This is a genomic window from Pseudalkalibacillus hwajinpoensis (assembly GCF_039851965.1).
GTDB classification, from domain to species: Bacteria; Bacillota; Bacilli; order Bacillales; family Guptibacillaceae; genus Guptibacillus; species Guptibacillus hwajinpoensis_E.
This window is the reverse complement of the sequence record NZ_CP156674.1, coordinates 2,775,168-2,792,463: the sequence shown is the minus strand read 5'-3', so window position 1 is coordinate 2,792,463 and position 17,296 is coordinate 2,775,168. Positions and strand designations below refer to the sequence as shown.

Here is a 17,296-nt window from a genome sequence, read left to right as displayed (position 1 = left end):
GGGAGAAGAACGATCCTTCTCCCAGCTTTTTTTACTTTAGATCACCAGACGCATCTTCCAACGAGCTAATGAACTGATCAACCTCCTGTTGGGTAACAAAGATATTAATCGCCTGATTCACTTTTGTAACAAAGCCTTCAGGTGCTGCAGATCCGTGCGCAAGGCTTGGTGCTAGACTTGCACTCTTAAAGTCTTCAATTGTTTCTTTTCCATACTCATCATAGTTCGATAGATCCGCATCGACACGAGCAGGAATGGACCCTTTTAAAGGATTAAACGCATCCTGTCCTTCAACAGAACCGAGTACAGATAAGAATTTCTTAACGTCTTCAGGATTTGAAACGCCTTTTGGCAGGCCAAATGTATCTGTGATAACCATAAACATACCGTCTGTACCTGGCGTTGCTACCCACCCAAAGTCTTCTTTCACTTTTAGGTTAAGATCGTTTACAAAATAACCTTTTGCCCAATCTCCCATCACATTCATAGCAGCTTCACCATCTGCGACAAGCTGAGAAGCATCCTGCCAGTTTCTCGAGCTATGATCTTCATTTATATAGCCTAGCATTTTCTTGAAATTTTCAACGGCTTCTTTTACTTTAGGATCGCTAAAGGACAGCTCACCAGTAAACAGCTTTTTATAATCATCTGCTCCAAGTGTACCTAGAAGCGCCGTTTCAAATAGATGAGTCGCAGTCCATGGTTCTTTGTCTCCAAGTGCAAGCGGTGTTACGCCAGCTTCTTGAAGCTTATCGGCAGCGGTGAAAAACTCTTCGAACGTGGCAGGCGGCTCTACGCCATTCTCTTCAAATACTTTCGTGTTGTACCAGAGCACATTTCCGCGGTGAATATTAACTGGCACAGAGTAAATATCGCCATCTTTACTAACTAGCTCAATTAAATCCTCAGGAAACTTATCTTCCCATCCTTCAGCTTCATAAAGGTCGTTAAGCGTTTCCATTTTTCCCGCAGCTACCCAACCATCATTTAGCTCGGAACCACCGTGAACCTGGAACGTTGCGGGAGGATCGTCACCCTGCATACGGCTAGCAAGGACTGCCTTTGCATTTGTACCTGCTCCTCCAGCAACAGCTGCATTTTCTACTTCAATATCTGGATATTTTTCCTTAAATAAGTCGATTAACGCATTCAGACCGTCTTCTTCACCAGCTCCTGTCCACCAGCTGAAAATATCCAGTGTTTCCTCACCTCCGGAGCCTCCCTCGCTTCCGCTACTATTCGTTTCTCCGGAACTAGAACAGGCAGCAAGCGGCACAAGTGCCAAAATGAGAACAAGAAACCATCCCGTGAACTTACTAAATCTACCTCTCATACGTTAAATCCCCCCAGGTCATTTATTACTATTAGTTTATCAAAGGGGATTACGCACTAACTTTGTAAGCGCCTTCATATTTTTGTCATCATCTTCACTTTCTTGTGGTCGTATACATAAGCTAGTACATATCCTGAAGCTTCTTACGTTCAGGAGGATCATGTGAAACTTCCTTCAGAGGGGGTTTTGCTTCATCCCCCTCTGATGGTTAGTTGAACCAATCGGACCTTTAGGGGCAGTTGACCCCCACCTAAACGTCTCGATTGATTTACATTTTGAGGTGGGGGTTTTACTGACCCTTAAGGCTGGGATAAAAGGTCTTTTACTGGATAGAGTCGAATGTGATAGTAAGAGAAGAATTGATCGTATAGGACGAGGAGAGAGAGCAATGAGGTTATCAGAAATGAACACTGATCGTCTATCAATAGAAGAGCTGACGACTTTTATGTTTGATGACACGAGCGATGACGGAAAGTCTGGGGACTGTATTCTCATATTTGGTGCGAAAACCATTCATCGAGTCGAAAAGGCAGCCAGATTGTATCACAATAAGCGCGCTCCCGCTATCCTTGTAACAGGATCGGCAGCACGATGGGGGGAAAATGAGACACCTGAAGCTATCTGGATGAGAAATCATCTGATTGATTTAGGTGTGCGCGAGGAACACATTCTTCTTGAACTTGAAGCGGCCAACACAACTGAAAATGTGTTAGCTTCGCTTATGGTCCTTCAACGGGCATTCGGTCTGCATACGTTAAAAAGGCTGCTGATTGTAAGCTCGCCTTTCCATATGAAACGCTGTTTATTAACGTTAAAAACGTACATGCCTGACTGGATTGATTACACACTCTGTGCAGATGATCGCAAAGTAGGACAGCGTTCGAATTGGTGGACAGATCCTATTGAGAAAGCACGAGTATTGAAAGAGGTGAACTCGATTTCAAACTATGTAAAAAAAGGCATTATTAAAGATGGTCCGGCCATATGAAACCTGTGGCCTTTTATGCTCTGTTAGCTGGACGAGCTAACAGAGCTTTTATGACTTAATAACGTTTAACCTATCACGGTACTGCGATGGAGACACACCTGTTTTTCGTTTAAACACTCTACTAAAATAGTTAGGATCTTTGTACCCAACCTCATAACAAATTTCTTTAAGGCTTTTTAAAGGATCAATCATCGTACGCTTTGCCGCTTCAACCCTTACTTCAGTGACGTAGTCAATAAATGTCATGCCGCTCCTGTCTTTAAATAATTTGCTTACATAATAAGGACTGAGACGAACGTGCTCAGCAGCATCCTCGAGGGTTAACTGTTCATGGTAATGGAGGTGAATGTATTGCTTCACCTGTTCTAAACGATCTCCGCCATGCATTGAACGCCACGACTGCACACTTTCATTTAACTTATGCAGCTTTTCTCTTGCAAACTTTCTACCATCTTTTATGTTTTCTGCATGAAGATATGTATAAGAAGCGAGGGAGATGCCATTATTCTTCATCATGCGCTCTGCAACAAGGAAAAGTTCATTTAACTTTTGGACAAATCCTGCACACTCAAATCCTGATAACGCCTCAAAATAAAACTCCAATTCCTGTGTGGCTTTCGCAAAGTCTCCATTATTAATCGCAGTAATAAGTTTCGTTTCCTGCTCGTGGATCACATCCTGTTCTTGATGTATGAGGTTGTTTCCTTCCTGATAGAACACATAGGTGACTTCGTCATCGTGAGCCACCGTATTAACAGCATGAAGTGCTTCTCGATAAGAGTCGACATACTGAGATGCTACTGTATAAGGTCGTCCTATTCCAGCACATACGGCAGCATCGAACTCTTTTGAAAACTGATGAAGCAGATTCCTAAGATACGGCTGTAGTATTCCTTTGATCCGCTTATCCTTCTCTTTAAGGGTTTCGCTAAAAAGAAAACATGGAAAGTAGCGCTTCTCTCGCACACCAAACATTACTTCACCAGGGCCCCTCTCTTTCATCTTTTTCTTTATCCGATGACACATGTCACTCCACACCTTGTCGTCTTCACCGGGAAATTTAAACACAAGGGCAAACCCTGCTGTTAGAGGAACACCGAGCAGTTCACTCCACTCATCTGGACTAAATTCCGTCACTTGATTCATCAATATAGAGTTCACCCACTCGCTCTCAAGGAAATGAATGGCTTTCGCAAGTTGATGCTCCATATGTACTTTTTCAGCCTGCTGCTTTCGTTCAACCATAAGCTCGGCTGAAATTCGCTCAAACGCAGCAAGAATTTCCTTTTTGCGTCCTGGCTTTAGTAAATATTCCTTCACCCCCTGCTGCATAACCTCTCGCGCATAGTCGAATGTATCGAAGGCAGACAGCATAATAAAGCGAACACCAGGCAGTTGCTTTTTAATGGTTTTAACTGCTTCAACCCCATCGATCCCCGGCATTTTAATATCCATGAACATAATATCCGGTTGAAAAATTCCCGCACGTTCTATCGCTTCTCGTCCATTTTTCGCTTCTTTAATGGTGACATGATCTCCATATTCACGTGTGATCATCGTCCCGAGCGCTTCCCTTTCTACTTGCTCATCATCGACTACCATCACTTTAAGCATATCGCTCGCCTCCTCTGACGACGGAATAAGGCAGATTCAAACGGACAATCGTCCCTGATTCTGGAGAAGATTCAACCGTCATTTTTCCAGCCTGACTGGTAAAAAGTTCAATTCGTTTCTTCACGTTTTTCATACCAAGACCAGTGGAGTGTCCCCGTCTGTTCTCCTGTTCTACTCTTTCTTCATCTGAGAGAATTTCTACTAAACGTTCCTTAGCCATTCCTACACCATTGTCAATCACTTCAACGACCACTTCTCCCTGAATCGCATAGACGTGTAAGGCAATTTTCCCGCCTTCTTCGTATGCTTCAACTCCGTGAATAAACGCATTTTCCACAATCGGCTGTAACGTGAGCACGGGGATTTTACAATCAAGCACCTCATCATCTGTAATGACATCAAAGGACACACGATCACCAAACCGGGACTGTTGGATAAAAAAGTACTCTTTTACAATATTGATTTCATCTCTTAGCGTCACATCTTTATTAAGATTTCCAAGATTGTAACGAAGTAATGCTGAAACAGATTCAATAAGCTCACTCGTTCGATCGGCTCCTTCAATATAGGCTCTCCGTGAGATCGTGTTTAACGTGTTGAATAGAAAATGTGGGTTGATCTGACTTTGAAGACTCTTAAGCTCCATTTCTTTTAAAAGCTGATCGAGTTCAGACTTTTGCTTGATTTCTTTAATTAAACCTCTTATGTTTTCCTGCATCCGATAGAATGTATCTGCGAGCAATTGAAGTTCATTCTTGGATTTAACAACGACCTTTTCAGCAGTGAAATCTCCTTTTGAGAGTTTACGAGCTGCAGCAGCAAGCTCATGGATAGGAGCAGTAATGCCGCGAGAAAACCAGAATGCCATGACAAGACTAAACAAAATCATCGATACGAATAGAGAGATGCCCATCCATTGTAAATAATTACTTTTCTGATCCATCTGGTTATAAAACGATCGGTATTCTGTGAGCTCCGAGTTAATAAGGGTCAGTGTGGTCTCCTGAATATACTTTGAAATCTGGGCTGATTCATTCAAATGACCTGAGTACTGATTGATGTCCTGTCTTTGAAAAGCTTGAACAGTAATGTCACACTCAAGCAAAAAACTCTCAATCATATTCTCATAGTTGGTTACTGTAAGGTAATTCGATTCATTCTTCACATTTTCAAGAAGCTCGTCTTTCTTCCTGGATAATGTTTTACGTTCTTCAGCATACGCTTTCAATTCATTCTGCGTTCTTTCTGTCAGATACGCATTCATCGCCTCATACACCTTATTCGTTTGTTGTGAAAGCTCGTTTAAGACTATAAATCGCTGAAAGCTAGTGTGATAGTCATCTATCGTTCGCTGACTATTATGAAAGAGGTAAAAGGCGACACCGTTCATGAGGACAACAAGCAGTGTGAAAAAGAGAATAAACCTTGCCTGGATTTTCATGGCAGCCTGATCCCTCCTGGGGTAGTGTCGTTGATTCGATTGATGTCTTCTAAATGAATTACCTCTGTGAGTGTGTGATGATAAGTGGAAACTTCTTTCCCTTCTTTTAATTCAACCATCAGCTTCACCGCTTCAAATCCCATCTCATATGGTTTTTGAACAACTGTCGCTTCAAGCTTTCCCTCTTCTATTAGTTTAATGGTTTCAGGAAGAACATCGAACCCGATAACGTAGACCCGATCAGTCATACCAATGCTTTCAAGTACCTGTACAATTCCAATGGCGTCCAGTGCACTGGTTCCATAGAAAGCATTTACCTCCGGATGCTCTTTGATCATTTCATAGGTTTTCTCTGCAGCCTGAATTCTAGTAATCTGGGAGGCGTCAATCGCGACGACTTTTACTCTTTCATCGTCTTGGATGGCATCTTTAAACCCTTCCACGCGCAGCTTCTGATTGGCAGAGTCGAATCTTCCTGTAATGATGCCAACATTCACGTCTCCCTCTGTATCTTTCAATAGGGCCTGCCCTGCAAGAAAGCCGGCATAGTAATTATCTGTGCCAATGTACGCAAAACGTTTGCTGTTAGGTGCATCCGTATCAACTGTGAGAAAAGGAATGCCTTTTTCAACAACGCGGTTAATAAGCGCTGGAGATACATCCTGATTCAGTCCCTGTGCCATGATGCCATCAACTCTTGCAGCGGCTGCCATTTCGATCGTTTTGATATGCTCAGCAAGATTGGCTTGCTTCGGGCCTGTGTATTCCAGCGCAACATTGTATTCTTCCGCTGCCTTTCGCGCCCCCTCTTCAACAAGACGCCAGTAATCATTGTCCATCTCCTCTGTTACAAGAACAAAATGATAGTCTGGCTCAACATAGGAAGCAGAAGATCGCTCAGGCGTGATGTTGAAAGCCCTTACAGAATAGAAAACAAAAAAGGAAAATGACAGAATTACAAGCAAACTACCAACACCATATACCAAGCGTGCCATTCTTCTTCCTCCCTTATATTTTATCGTCACCGGTAACGTGACTGACCCCCTAAAATGATTTTAAACCTATTATATCGCTAATTCACCCCTCGTCATCAACCACTTTTCAAATAAAAAAGCGCTGTCCCCGGATAAGTACTTTTTCGGGAGACAGCTTTCTTTTCATCGCCAACTGTTCCAGCGAGCAAGCCACTGCTGCTTTTTCAATTGCAGTAGCGTGTTTCCTTCTTTATCTTTGTTTTGCTTTTGCCATTCATAAAAGCTTGCAACAGCAATAAGCGTTGAACCTGCGATCAATAGATACGCCCACCACGGCATGTTTCCCCAGTATGGCCGGGTCTGTAGAAACAGGTTTAGTAATAGCACACTACTCCCTATAATGAAGTAAGATTTAATCCGGTAAAAGAAGCCTGCTAGGAGAGAAATAAGCGATAGGCTTCCTGCAATAAGCGCATCGATGATGGTGTTGCTCATCAAGGCGTCTGCTACTAAAATGGCAGCTACAATTGAAAGGACCAACCACTCAACCAATCTCATGATTCGCTCTTCATTTACCCATGTTCGTTTGGAAAGATAAATAGCAAGCCCTATCCATGGCAGGATATACACTTCGGTTACAATGTATTCGTTCAGGTCAATATGACGGAGAAGCGTATAGTATGGAATCAACAAGCTTACTGTTGTCACACTTTTTACAACGCGAGATGGTAACCCAACTGGAACTCTTCTAATTTGAAGGGCAAGAAAAGCAACGATAAAGATTGCTGGTAGCTCCTCCACCCAAAGAGTTTGGGTAAGGGCATTTCCATACACGTTTAATACAAGCAAGAAAGCCGCTACTGAATACCAGTCGAGATGATTTCCAAGCATCCTTTTCGCCTGAAACGAGAAAAGCTTTTGATGAATAAACAACCCTGCCGTAAGAATGAACGAAGCCGATACCACGTAGACAAGAGAAATCGTTTCAATGTTGTCGAGTGGAAGCAACATGATGAACAATATGATAAACAGGAGCGGCAAGACCGTAAACAACTGCCATCCTGACCTGTGCATCACATATAGCGTGATGATGGCATAACTAACAGCGAGTGCGAACGGAAGTAAAGGAATAGCGATGTATTGCACCGCAAATGGCACAAGACCAATCACCGCAAACGGCACTGCATACCACTTAATCCGCTCCTTCCACTTTTCGTCCAGGATGAGCCAGAGTCCGAATATGACAAGACCTGAAGCAAATCCAATATACGTCATAGCCTCTTCATTCAGTTCAAATGTGGTAACAATCGAGTAATAAAGAAATGGAAGCATAGTAAACCCTGCATAGAGAAACGTACGGATTTCCCATTCCCTTTTTCTTGTCAGAATCGTGTACAGATAGATTAGCAATGCAATTCCGTATAGAATGGGATCATTTTCTTGGTCAATAGCCGTATAGAAAATAGCCATCGGTAAATATAGATGCGCAGAATAGAAGAATGCTTTCTTTACAAACTCATGTTTACCTGCTATTTCTGCAATCCCAATCAGCACAATACTGCCTATCACCCACTGTAAAGTCCCCTGTAACGGAAACGCCTCAGCGGCAGAAAGATAAGCACCAAGAGTGAAGGCGCTGATAAGGTACCAGAGCATTAATTCATTTGTTCTCTTCACTATTAAAAACAGAACACCGGTCGCTCCAAGCAGCATTGTTGTTCTAATAAACAACTCATTGATTGGCGTGGTGATCAGGAACAAGAGGGCAAGTCCATAGACGCTAACACCCGTCCAAAACGTCGTCTCAGCAAGCTTCTCCTCTCCCTCACCTTTTTGATGCCATGCGTAATGGATAAGAATGATAATAACTCCTGTGATCCCTGCATGGAAGGGGAAGCCAAACACATTTTCATAGACCCTTGCTTGTGCCAATAGAGGAAAAAGGACAAGCAAAGCAAGCGACCAACTAACAGGGTTTAACCCTCGTGCTGAGACGCGAAGCCATGACCATTTTGCTTTTCTAGAGATCGTATAGTGAATCATGCCAACTATTAGGAAAAATAAACTGGTTAGCAGCCAGCTTTCTGTGACAAGCCCGATCAGAACAGCAAGGCTCATTGGCCCAAATGAAACAAACAGTGAACCTGTTTGAATATGTTTCGTATAACGCCAACTATTCCAGTAATACCCTCCTCCATAGAGGAGAAGCGCTGTTACAAACATGTGTGTCATTACAGTTTGACTTGAAGGATTTTGATAAAGCAGAGCGATTGGATACAGCCCGGCTGCTGCAAGGAAAACCGGTGCAAGCAATCCGAACACACGGAAGCGAGATAGATTAGCAAGGTATATATAATTCAAGCTGATTAAGAAATAGCTCAGCACGAGCAGCCATGAAGGATCATCCCATCTTAAGATTAAGCCTTTATAGCTAATAAAAAAGAACGCGCAAAATGAGACGATCGCACTCGTAAACTGAAATGACTTTTTCAGATACCCGGTTTGGAAGGGTTCAAGCATCTGTATCCCAATAAACAGAAAGCCAACAAGTGCGTATACCATAACGTCAACTGTGCCAAGGAGGGAATGCTCGATTAGCTGATAGATGCCATAGATCAAAAGGAAAGTGAAAACGAAATGGTATTCTTTTTGCTTTCCTATATACACCATTGCAAGATAGAGCACGGCAGTAAGAATCACGTTAAAACTATAGAAAACTTCACTTTCGTAAAAGAATAGGAGAAGCAAGGTTGATAGAACAAGATTTCCCTGCGCATAAATCGGAAGCTCTTTCGTGAAAAGCGCGACACTTTCTATGTGCTTTGTTTTCGTATAAGTAAGCAACAACAACCCATTAAACAGCACGATTCCAAAATAAAAGATATCTATAGAAGGATTGAACATCCCAATGAAAAAGTGAGCTCCAATACTGAGTGTTACAAACGAAAACCAGACAAACAATCTTGAACGCTGACGCATCGCCTGTAAGACGTAAAGCGGCAAGCAGAGGAGCACCCCGAAGAGTCCGAGCACTTCATTTCCATCTCCTGTAACAGAAAGCCATTCCCCGAACAGTTGGAAGTACCCTGCTGAAAGCACAACAATCGGCAGAAAAAGGCTGCCGAGGATCAGAAAAGCAAACGCGGTTTTCTCAATTTTCAACTTGTGTCCACTGAGCCAGCTTATGCCGAAGAACACAGCAGATATACCGGCGATCAGCGCGGTTTTCATGGCTGATGTCATCACTTCCCAGGTGCTGGTGGCCAGAACCAATGCCCCAAGCAATAGAAAGACTACGCCTATAATCAAAATCCAGGTTAGATTACGATCGCGCAGTTCCTGAGCTGATTTCACCTTTTTCTCTTTCTTTGGTTTTGCAGGTGGTTCAATTGCTTTTTGGTGTTTGGAAGATACCTCTGGCATTGGTTCAGCATGGTCCAGGTCCTCTGCAGGTTGTACCATCTTTTGATAAGCTGTTGCAACGACTTCATACGTATTCCCTGTTATGTAATCCTGAAGCCTGAGTCGTTTTAACTCTGATCGAAACGCTTCCTCTCTCTCTTTTGTTTCCAAGTTTCCCACCTCCACTAATTAACAACTTTTTCCTGCTTCTATTCTTAGTTTACTCATACTCGAAACTAGCTGACAATATGATTATTGGATTTTTCTTTTTGTTCAGTTAATTTATTGCAAGAAAAAAGAGAGGGGGTCAGGTACCGACCTGACCCCCTCTCTCGTTATACAATTCATCATAAGTCCCTCTATCAACGATCTCACCCTTTTCTAACACAAGGATTTGATCAGCACGCTGAATCGTATTGAGGCGATGGGCGATGACAAAGCTTGTTCGTCCTTCCATAAGCGCCCAAAGAGCTTTCTGGATGTGAATTTCAGTTCTTGTATCAATACTGCTTGTTGCTTCATCAAGGATAAGAATCGCAGGATCAGCTAGTACCGCCCTTGCGATTGAGAGAAGCTGACGCTGACCATGGCTGATTCCGCCGCCATCCTGTTTCAAAATAGTATCGTAACCATCTGACAATCTTGAAATAAACGAATGGGCGTTAGCAACACGTGCTGCTTCCTCCACTTCCTTATCACTTGCATCAAGCCTTCCGTAGCGAATGTTTTCCCGTACGGTCCCTTCAAATAAGAAGGTGTCCTGAAGCACAAACCCCATTTTGGCTCGCAGACTGTCTCGCTTTATTTTTCTAAGATCGTGACCGTCAACTTCAATTGTGCCACTGTTCACTTCATAAAACCGCATCAGCAAGTTAACAATCGTTGTTTTACCAGCCCCGGTAGGTCCTACAATCGCAACCGATTCCCCGGGATTCGCTAGAAAAGACACGCCTGATAATGTCGACTCGCCTTCTTCGTATGAAAAAGAAACGTTATTGAATGCTACTTTACCCTTTATCTGATCAAGCGTAATCGCATCCTGATCGTCCACTTGCTCGACTTCTTCATCGAGTACTTTGAAAACTCGTTCAGCCCCTGCAACGGCTGACAATATTGTATTAAACTGATTTGCAAGATCGTTAAGCGGTCGAGTAAACAGACGAGAATATTGAATAAAGGCTACGATCACCCCGATCGAGACCATGCCTTTCAAAGAAAGCCATCCTCCAGCTGCCGCAACTAATACAAAACTCAAGTTATTCAGGACATTCATCAGTTTTGGGATAAACCCCGAATACGTCATCGCCCAGAACCCAGACGTTCTGAGTGCTTCGTTCTTTTCATCAAGCTGCTTTAAAACTCGCTTTTCCTGAGAAAAGGATTTCACGATTTGCTGTCCAGAAAGCGTTTCTTCAATCACACCATTTAGATCACCAAGATTCCGCTGTTGTTCCTTAAAATAATAGCCAGTATGTTTTGTAATCCATTTCATCCCAATCAGCATAAGTGGAATGATGGTAAAGGTGATGGCTGAGAGCAACGGACTAAGCCAGAGCATAAGTGAGACGGCTCCAATAAGGGTTAAAACGCTTGAGAAAATTTGAATAACCGAAGTGTTCAACGTTTTACTCACATTCTCAATATCATTGGTTAACCTGCTCATAAGCTCTCCATGTGTCTTCTTATCAAAGAAAGGAATCGGGAGACGATGGAGGTGGTGAAACAAATCTTTCCGCATTCGATAAACGGTCTCCTGAGCAATTCCAATCATCCAGTAATTTTGAAAAAAAGTAGCTGCAGACTGCAAAATATACACCAGTACGAGTACACCTAAAATGAGCGGAAGACCATTCAAGTCACCAACAACAAGGTAGTTATCGATCGCTAGGCTCGTCAGATATGGACCAAGCAGACTAAATCCTGAACTTATCACAACCATGAGAAAGACAACGGTTAAAAGTCCCTTTCGCTTTGACAGATAACGCCAGATTCTTGCAACAGTACCTTTCAAATCATCTGGTCGCTTCTTACCAGGCTGTTTAGAAAGATTGTTGTTTGAGCTCATTGAATGCCTCCTCTCCATACTGAGAAATATAAATATCACGGTAGACCGGATGATTCATAAGCAGGTCATCATGCGTTCCTTCGCCAATGATTTCTCCTTCATCAAGTAGGAGAATGTGATCCGCCTCTTTAATCGAACTGATTTTTTGAGCAATAAGGAAAATCATCCCAGGAAACTCCTGCCCCTTTAATGCTTCTTGAAGTCTCGCTTCTGTGCTCTGATCAAGCGCACTTGTACTGTCATCTAGAATCAAAATGTCCGGGGTGCGAATAAGCGCGCGGGCGATTGACAGTCGCTGCTTTTGCCCACCTGACAGGTTAACTCCTTTTTGACCAAGGATCGTGTCATATTGCTTCGGAAGCGACATAATAAAATCATGAATTTGCGCTGCTTTAGCAGCAGCCTCGACTTCTGTTTGATCGGCCTCTTCTTTCCCCCACCGAATGTTTTCGCCAATCGTACCGCTAAACAGAACCACCTCCTGTGACACCATGCCGATTCGACTTCTTAACTCTTCAAGATCAAGGTCATGTAAATCAACATCATTTACTTTAATGACACCCGATGCAGGATTGTATAGCCCCGGGATAAGCTGAACGAGTGACGACTTTCCTGCACCTGTCGCTCCGATCACGCCAATCAGCTGACCAATTTGAGCGTTAAAACTGATGTCTCTTAATACATCATCTTCTGAATCAGGATAATGAAAATGGACGTTTTCAAACTGGAGCTTTTCGATCTTATGAACGGATACACCGCCCGCGTCTCTTTTGGTTGTAGGTGTCACGAGCACCTCCTGCATTCGCTCTGCGGAAGCTTTTGCTCGCGATAAAAGCATGAGAATAAACGAAAACATTGTCAGTGCAACAGTTATGCGCGTGCCGTAAGTAATAATAGCTGCTACTTCCCCGACCTGCGCGCCTCCTCCAACAACCTTCAAGCCACCAAACCAGATCACAGCTACAATGGCCGCATTCATTAGAATTAATAATACTGGTGTAGCAAGCTCGATTAGACGAAGAGATGTAACCGTTTGGTTCATTAAATTGTCATTCACACCTTGAAAACGCCCCTGTTCATGATCGCTTCTCCGATAGGCTTTCACGAGCCGAACGCCTACGAGATTTTCACGCAAGACACCGTTTACGCGATCAAGTTTGTCCTGTACTGAACTGAAGAGAGGCACCCCCTTTTTCATCACAAAATAGAGAAACACGCTGACGAGCGGGATCGCAGCTGTTAACAATAGGGCCAATTGAACATCAACGACAAATGCCATCACGACGCCACCCACCACTAACAAGGGTGCCCTCACCATAATGCGAAGACCCATAAATACAACCAGCTGAACCTGGTTTACATCATTTGTTAATCTTGTAATAAGCGAAGAAGTAGGAAACCGATTGAAATCTGCGAATGCGAAAGACTGCACTTTTTCGAAGAGGGCTTTTCTTAAGTCGAAGGCATAATGTTGACTTACATAAGAGGCGAGAAACGTGTTGATAATTGAACCAACAAATGAAATCACCGTGAGTACGAGCATGAAAATCCCCAATTTAGTGACTACATTGAGATCTTCTTTTACGATACCATTATCAATAATGTCCGCCATTAATAACGGCAGCCACAGTTCAACAACTAGCTCAACTAACATCAAAAGAGCCGCAATAAACGCAGCTACTCGGTATGGTTTAATAAACGATAATACATTCCGCATGGCACCCTCCTGATTTCCCTAAGACCTGCCTTAAAATACGATCATTATACCATTTATACCATTCTAAATGGTATTTAGGGACTCGAAGAAATATGTATACAGGGTCCTGAATGAAAAATGAAACCAGCTCTATGAGCTGGTTTCCACCTTATGCTTTATTACTCTTTGATACGATCATTTCTAGATCGCCTTCAAGTTTAAATTCCTTCATTGTTGATGGGATAATAAAATGATCGCCCTGGTTCACTGAAAAAGAAGCTTCTCCTGAAGAGATATGCCCTTCGCCGCTCAACACACTTACGAGCAAATAAGAATGATCCACAGTGCTGTTATATTCTCCATCAACTTCCCAGCGATAAACTGTAAAGTACTCGGATTCTACAAGTTGAATTTGCTTCAGCCCGTCGTTTTCTTTCACCACTGGATGAAAACCAGGATCCACGTGAGGAATCGTCGAGACGTCGATTGACCGTTCAATGTGTAGCTCTCTTGTGTTCCCATTTCCATCTGTCCGATTGTAGTCATAAACACGATAAGTAGTGTCTGAACTCTGCTGTGTTTCAAGGATCATCGTTCCCGCACCAATCGCATGAATGGTTCCGCTTGGCACAAAGTAAAGTTCACCTGGCTCAATCGGAACCCGTCGAAGCAAGCTGTCCCATTCTCCGTCTGCAATCATCTGCTCGAATGATTCCTTCGACTTGGCATGATGTCCAAAGATTAATTCAGAACCTGGGTCACAGTCAATGATGTACCAGCACTCCGTCTTTCCGTATGCTTCTCCTTCTATTTCTCGTGCATATGTATCATCAGGATGGACCTGTACTGATAAGTCACGATCCGCATCAAGAATCTTCACTAATAATGGAAAATGATCTCCTGCTTCATCATTAAATAATTCTCGATTACTTTGCCAAACTTCGTTCAATTTTTTCCCGGCAAGTGGACCATTTCTTACTTCACTTGGTCCATTTTGATGTGCTGAAATCCCCCAGCATTCCCCTGTCGTCTCGGTTGGGATCGAATAGCCAAATACATCCCTTAGCTTCGTGCCGCCCCAGAGCCGGTCTTTAAATTCTGGATTTAAAAAAAGTGGTTCGTGTTGATACATCATTATTCCTCCTTACGATTATTTTCTGCCTTCTGACGACCGTGCATCGCAGCGCCAACGATACCTGCCTTATCATGAAGCTTAGCCGATTCAATGGTTATTTTTCCACGAAGACCTTCATAGACATAGCCATCAACTTTTTCACGAAGGAGTGGAAGAATCATTTCTTTTGCCTTCATGACACCTCCGCCAAGTATAAAAACATCTGGATCGACAGAATGAACAAGATTTGCAATGCCAATTGCCAGGGCATCGACTGCTTCATCTATAATAGCAATGGCCATTTGGTCTCCTTCTTCAGCATACCGGAACACCTCTTCAGTACCACCACTTATACCGAGTCGTTCTCTTCCTTCCCGTGCAATTGAAGTACCTGAAGCCAGTGCTTCAAGAGAACCAGCATTCATATTGGCATGTTTCGGACCACCAGGTTTAATGATCATATTGCCAATCTCAGCACTATATCCGTGTTCACCCTGAATCAGGCGATTATTTTGCACGTATCCACCGCCAATTCCTGTACTAACAGTTATGTAAAAGGAGCTGTCTTTACCGTGGCCACCGCCAAACATGGCTTCACCAAGCGCAGCAGCATTTGCATCATTCACAAGATAAACCGGAATTCCAATTTCCTTTTCAACAAGCTTTGTAATCGGTATGTCCTTCCAGCCTGGTAGATTCGGCGGTGATACAACAATGCCATCAAACGGATTGAGAGGACCGGGACAGCCAATCCCAATCGATTTAGCTGAGTATGCCTTCTTTACATCCTTAATTAATGCGATCATTCGCTCAATTATTGTTTCGTAACCCGCCTCTGCTTCTGTAGGAATTTGCTTATACTGAAGCATCTGGCCGTTCTGATCGACAAGTCCGACACGAAGATTCGTGCCTCCAAGATCAACACCAATGTAAACGTTCTCCAACGACCTACCTCCTTAAGAATCTTTTCTATTATATTATCATGAAAAGCGCTGAAACGAAGGGGTCCAATTAAAATGTGACTATTCGCTTAAGATATTTTAGAAGTTATTGAGGGGAGATCCACGGTATAAGGTGGATCTGAATCAAATCAGCATACAAACAGCGAGTGCCGAAGCACTCGCTGTTTGGTTATGTTTTTTAGATTCGGTATTCGTTTAACTTTTGATTTAACTCTTTTGTTTGTCCATATACGGACTGGTATAACGAAAATAGCTTATGATAAGCTTTTACATTCTCATCATTCGGTGTAAACTGCTTTTTGACTTTTAGAAAAGAGTCCGCACATGCTTCTAGAGTCGGAAACCATCCGCATCCAAAAGCTGCAAGCATTGCCGCCCCAAGCGCTGGTCCTTCTTCACTTTCATGTCTCGTGACAGTCGCGTTAAAAATATCAGCCTGCATTTGAAGCCAGCTGTCATTCTTCGCACCACCGCCAATTGAAACAATCTCATCAATTTCTTTGCCACTCTCTCTAAAAATAGCCAGAGACTCATTCAATGAGAAGGTAATGCCTTCAAGGACTGAACGAACGAGATGCTTTCGTGTGTGTGAAGCATCGATGCCGATAAAACTTCCTCTTATAAGAGCGTCAGCATGTGGACTTCTCTCTCCTGATAAATAAGGAGTGAATAGGAGCCCATTCGAGCCTGCAGGGACGTCATCTAGATCAGATAAAAGTTCTTCAAAAGGGGTATCTTCAGCAAATTGCTCTTTAAACCAGCTTAAGCTCTGGCCTGCAGAAAGAGTCACACCCATCGTATAATATGCATTTGCTTTTCCATGATTAAAATAATGAATTTTACCATCAACAGTAAGATCAGTATCCTCCTCATAAGAAAGGATTACACCCGAGGTTCCGATACTGCAAAGTGTTTTTCCCGGTTCGAGAATCCCTGCCCCGATAGCTCCGCAAGCATTATCAGCCCCACCTGCAAAAACACTAACATTCGTTAGACCTTCTACAAGACCATCCTTAAAAGCGCCAACCCTTTCAGTTGATTCTATTAAGGGAGGGCATAGTGATCGACTGATACCTGTCCTGGATGCAATTTCATCACTCCAGGTTTTCTCACTTACATTCATTAATAGCGTCCCTGCTGCATCCGAATAATCCATGTAAAGCTCACCCGTAAACCGATAGCGCACATAATCTTTCGGCAAAAGAAAGAGGGTTGCTTTCTCATATAGATCAGGTTCATTCTCCTTCACCCAGAGTAATTTAGGGAGTGTAAACCCTTCAAGTGCAGGATTTTTTGCTATCTCGAGAAGACGTTCCTTCCCCACCTGTTCCTCAATGGTACGGCATTGTTCTGTTGTACGCGTATCATTCCAGAGAATAGCCGGACGTAGCGGTTGATACTGTTCATCCAACAAAACAAGACCGTGCATTTGACCTGAAAAACTCATTCCATCAATGTCTGATGCCGGGATCTCCTTTGTCAATTCATGTAATGCATCAAGTGTTTTCTCTACCCAGTCTCCGGGATTTTGTTCGCTAACCCCCGACTTTGGATGATGAAGCGGATAGCTTCTTGATACCTCAGCCTGAACCCGCCCAGTGCGATCAACAGCAATCACTTTCACCGCACTTGTTCCAAGATCAATTCCTACGACATAGCTCAAGGGAGTTCCTCCTTACCTGGATCCATGCTTACCATTTGAATCCT

General features: G+C 43.1%; 11 protein-coding genes. 1 reads left to right on the top strand and 10 read right to left on the bottom strand.

What is annotated here, in order from left to right; genetic code table 11:
• Nucleotides 1–31: 31 nt before the first annotated feature.
• Nucleotides 32–1,333, bottom strand: a complete 1,302-nt coding sequence (locus ABFG93_RS14500) for an ABC transporter substrate-binding protein (RefSeq protein WP_347548735.1) — start codon at nucleotides 1,331–1,333, stop codon at nucleotides 32–34.
• A 388-nt stretch (nucleotides 1,334–1,721) separates the two neighbouring features.
• Between ABFG93_RS14500 and ABFG93_RS14495 the strand changes: the two genes are divergently transcribed.
• Nucleotides 1,722–2,321 carry a YdcF family protein gene (locus ABFG93_RS14495; protein WP_347548734.1) on the top strand — a complete coding sequence of 200 codons (600 nt, stop codon included), beginning with the start codon at nucleotides 1,722–1,724 and terminating at the stop codon, nucleotides 2,319–2,321.
• A gap of 48 nt (nucleotides 2,322–2,369) precedes the next feature.
• Here the strand turns inward: ABFG93_RS14495 and ABFG93_RS14490 are convergent, their stop codons facing one another.
• The 9 genes from ABFG93_RS14490 to xylB form a co-directional block, all read right to left on the bottom strand.
• The gene (locus ABFG93_RS14490) at nucleotides 2,370–3,935 is read right to left on the bottom strand and encodes a response regulator (RefSeq protein WP_347548733.1); all 1,566 of its coding nucleotides are present in this window, start codon (nucleotides 3,933–3,935) and stop codon (nucleotides 2,370–2,372) included.
• The gene (locus tag ABFG93_RS14485) at nucleotides 3,928–5,376 is read right to left on the bottom strand and encodes a sensor histidine kinase (protein ID WP_347548732.1); all 1,449 of its coding nucleotides are present in this window, start codon (nucleotides 5,374–5,376) and stop codon (nucleotides 3,928–3,930) included. Before ABFG93_RS14485 ends, ABFG93_RS14490 begins: the two co-directional genes overlap by 8 nt.
• Complete coding sequence (locus ABFG93_RS14480; protein ID WP_347548731.1) at nucleotides 5,373–6,371, bottom strand: sugar-binding protein; 999 nt, start codon at nucleotides 6,369–6,371, stop codon at nucleotides 5,373–5,375. Before ABFG93_RS14480 ends, ABFG93_RS14485 begins: the two co-directional genes overlap by 4 nt.
• 162 nt (nucleotides 6,372–6,533) lie before the next feature.
• On the bottom strand, nucleotides 6,534–9,923 hold the full coding sequence (locus tag ABFG93_RS14475; RefSeq protein WP_347548730.1) for a hypothetical protein: 3,390 nt from the start codon (nucleotides 9,921–9,923) through the stop codon (nucleotides 6,534–6,536).
• Nucleotides 9,924–10,059: 136 nt separating this feature from the next.
• Nucleotides 10,060–11,817, bottom strand: coding sequence for an ABC transporter ATP-binding protein (locus tag ABFG93_RS14470; protein WP_347548729.1), 1,758 nt, complete (start codon nucleotides 11,815–11,817; stop codon nucleotides 10,060–10,062).
• Complete coding sequence (locus ABFG93_RS14465) at nucleotides 11,792–13,534, bottom strand: ABC transporter ATP-binding protein (RefSeq protein ID WP_347548728.1); 1,743 nt, start codon at nucleotides 13,532–13,534, stop codon at nucleotides 11,792–11,794. Before ABFG93_RS14465 ends, ABFG93_RS14470 begins: the two co-directional genes overlap by 26 nt.
• Before the next feature lie 148 nt (nucleotides 13,535–13,682).
• Nucleotides 13,683–14,648, bottom strand: coding sequence for a mannose-6-phosphate isomerase, class I (gene manA, locus ABFG93_RS14460; RefSeq protein ID WP_347548727.1), 966 nt, complete (start codon nucleotides 14,646–14,648; stop codon nucleotides 13,683–13,685).
• The gene (locus ABFG93_RS14455) at nucleotides 14,648–15,571 is read right to left on the bottom strand and encodes an ROK family protein (protein WP_347548726.1); all 924 of its coding nucleotides are present in this window, start codon (nucleotides 15,569–15,571) and stop codon (nucleotides 14,648–14,650) included. Before ABFG93_RS14455 ends, manA begins: the two co-directional genes overlap by 1 nt.
• 196 nt (nucleotides 15,572–15,767) lie before the next feature.
• On the bottom strand, nucleotides 15,768–17,252 hold the full coding sequence (gene xylB, locus ABFG93_RS14450) for a xylulokinase (protein WP_347548725.1): 1,485 nt from the start codon (nucleotides 17,250–17,252) through the stop codon (nucleotides 15,768–15,770).
• Between the last annotated feature and the right edge of the window lie 44 nt (nucleotides 17,253–17,296).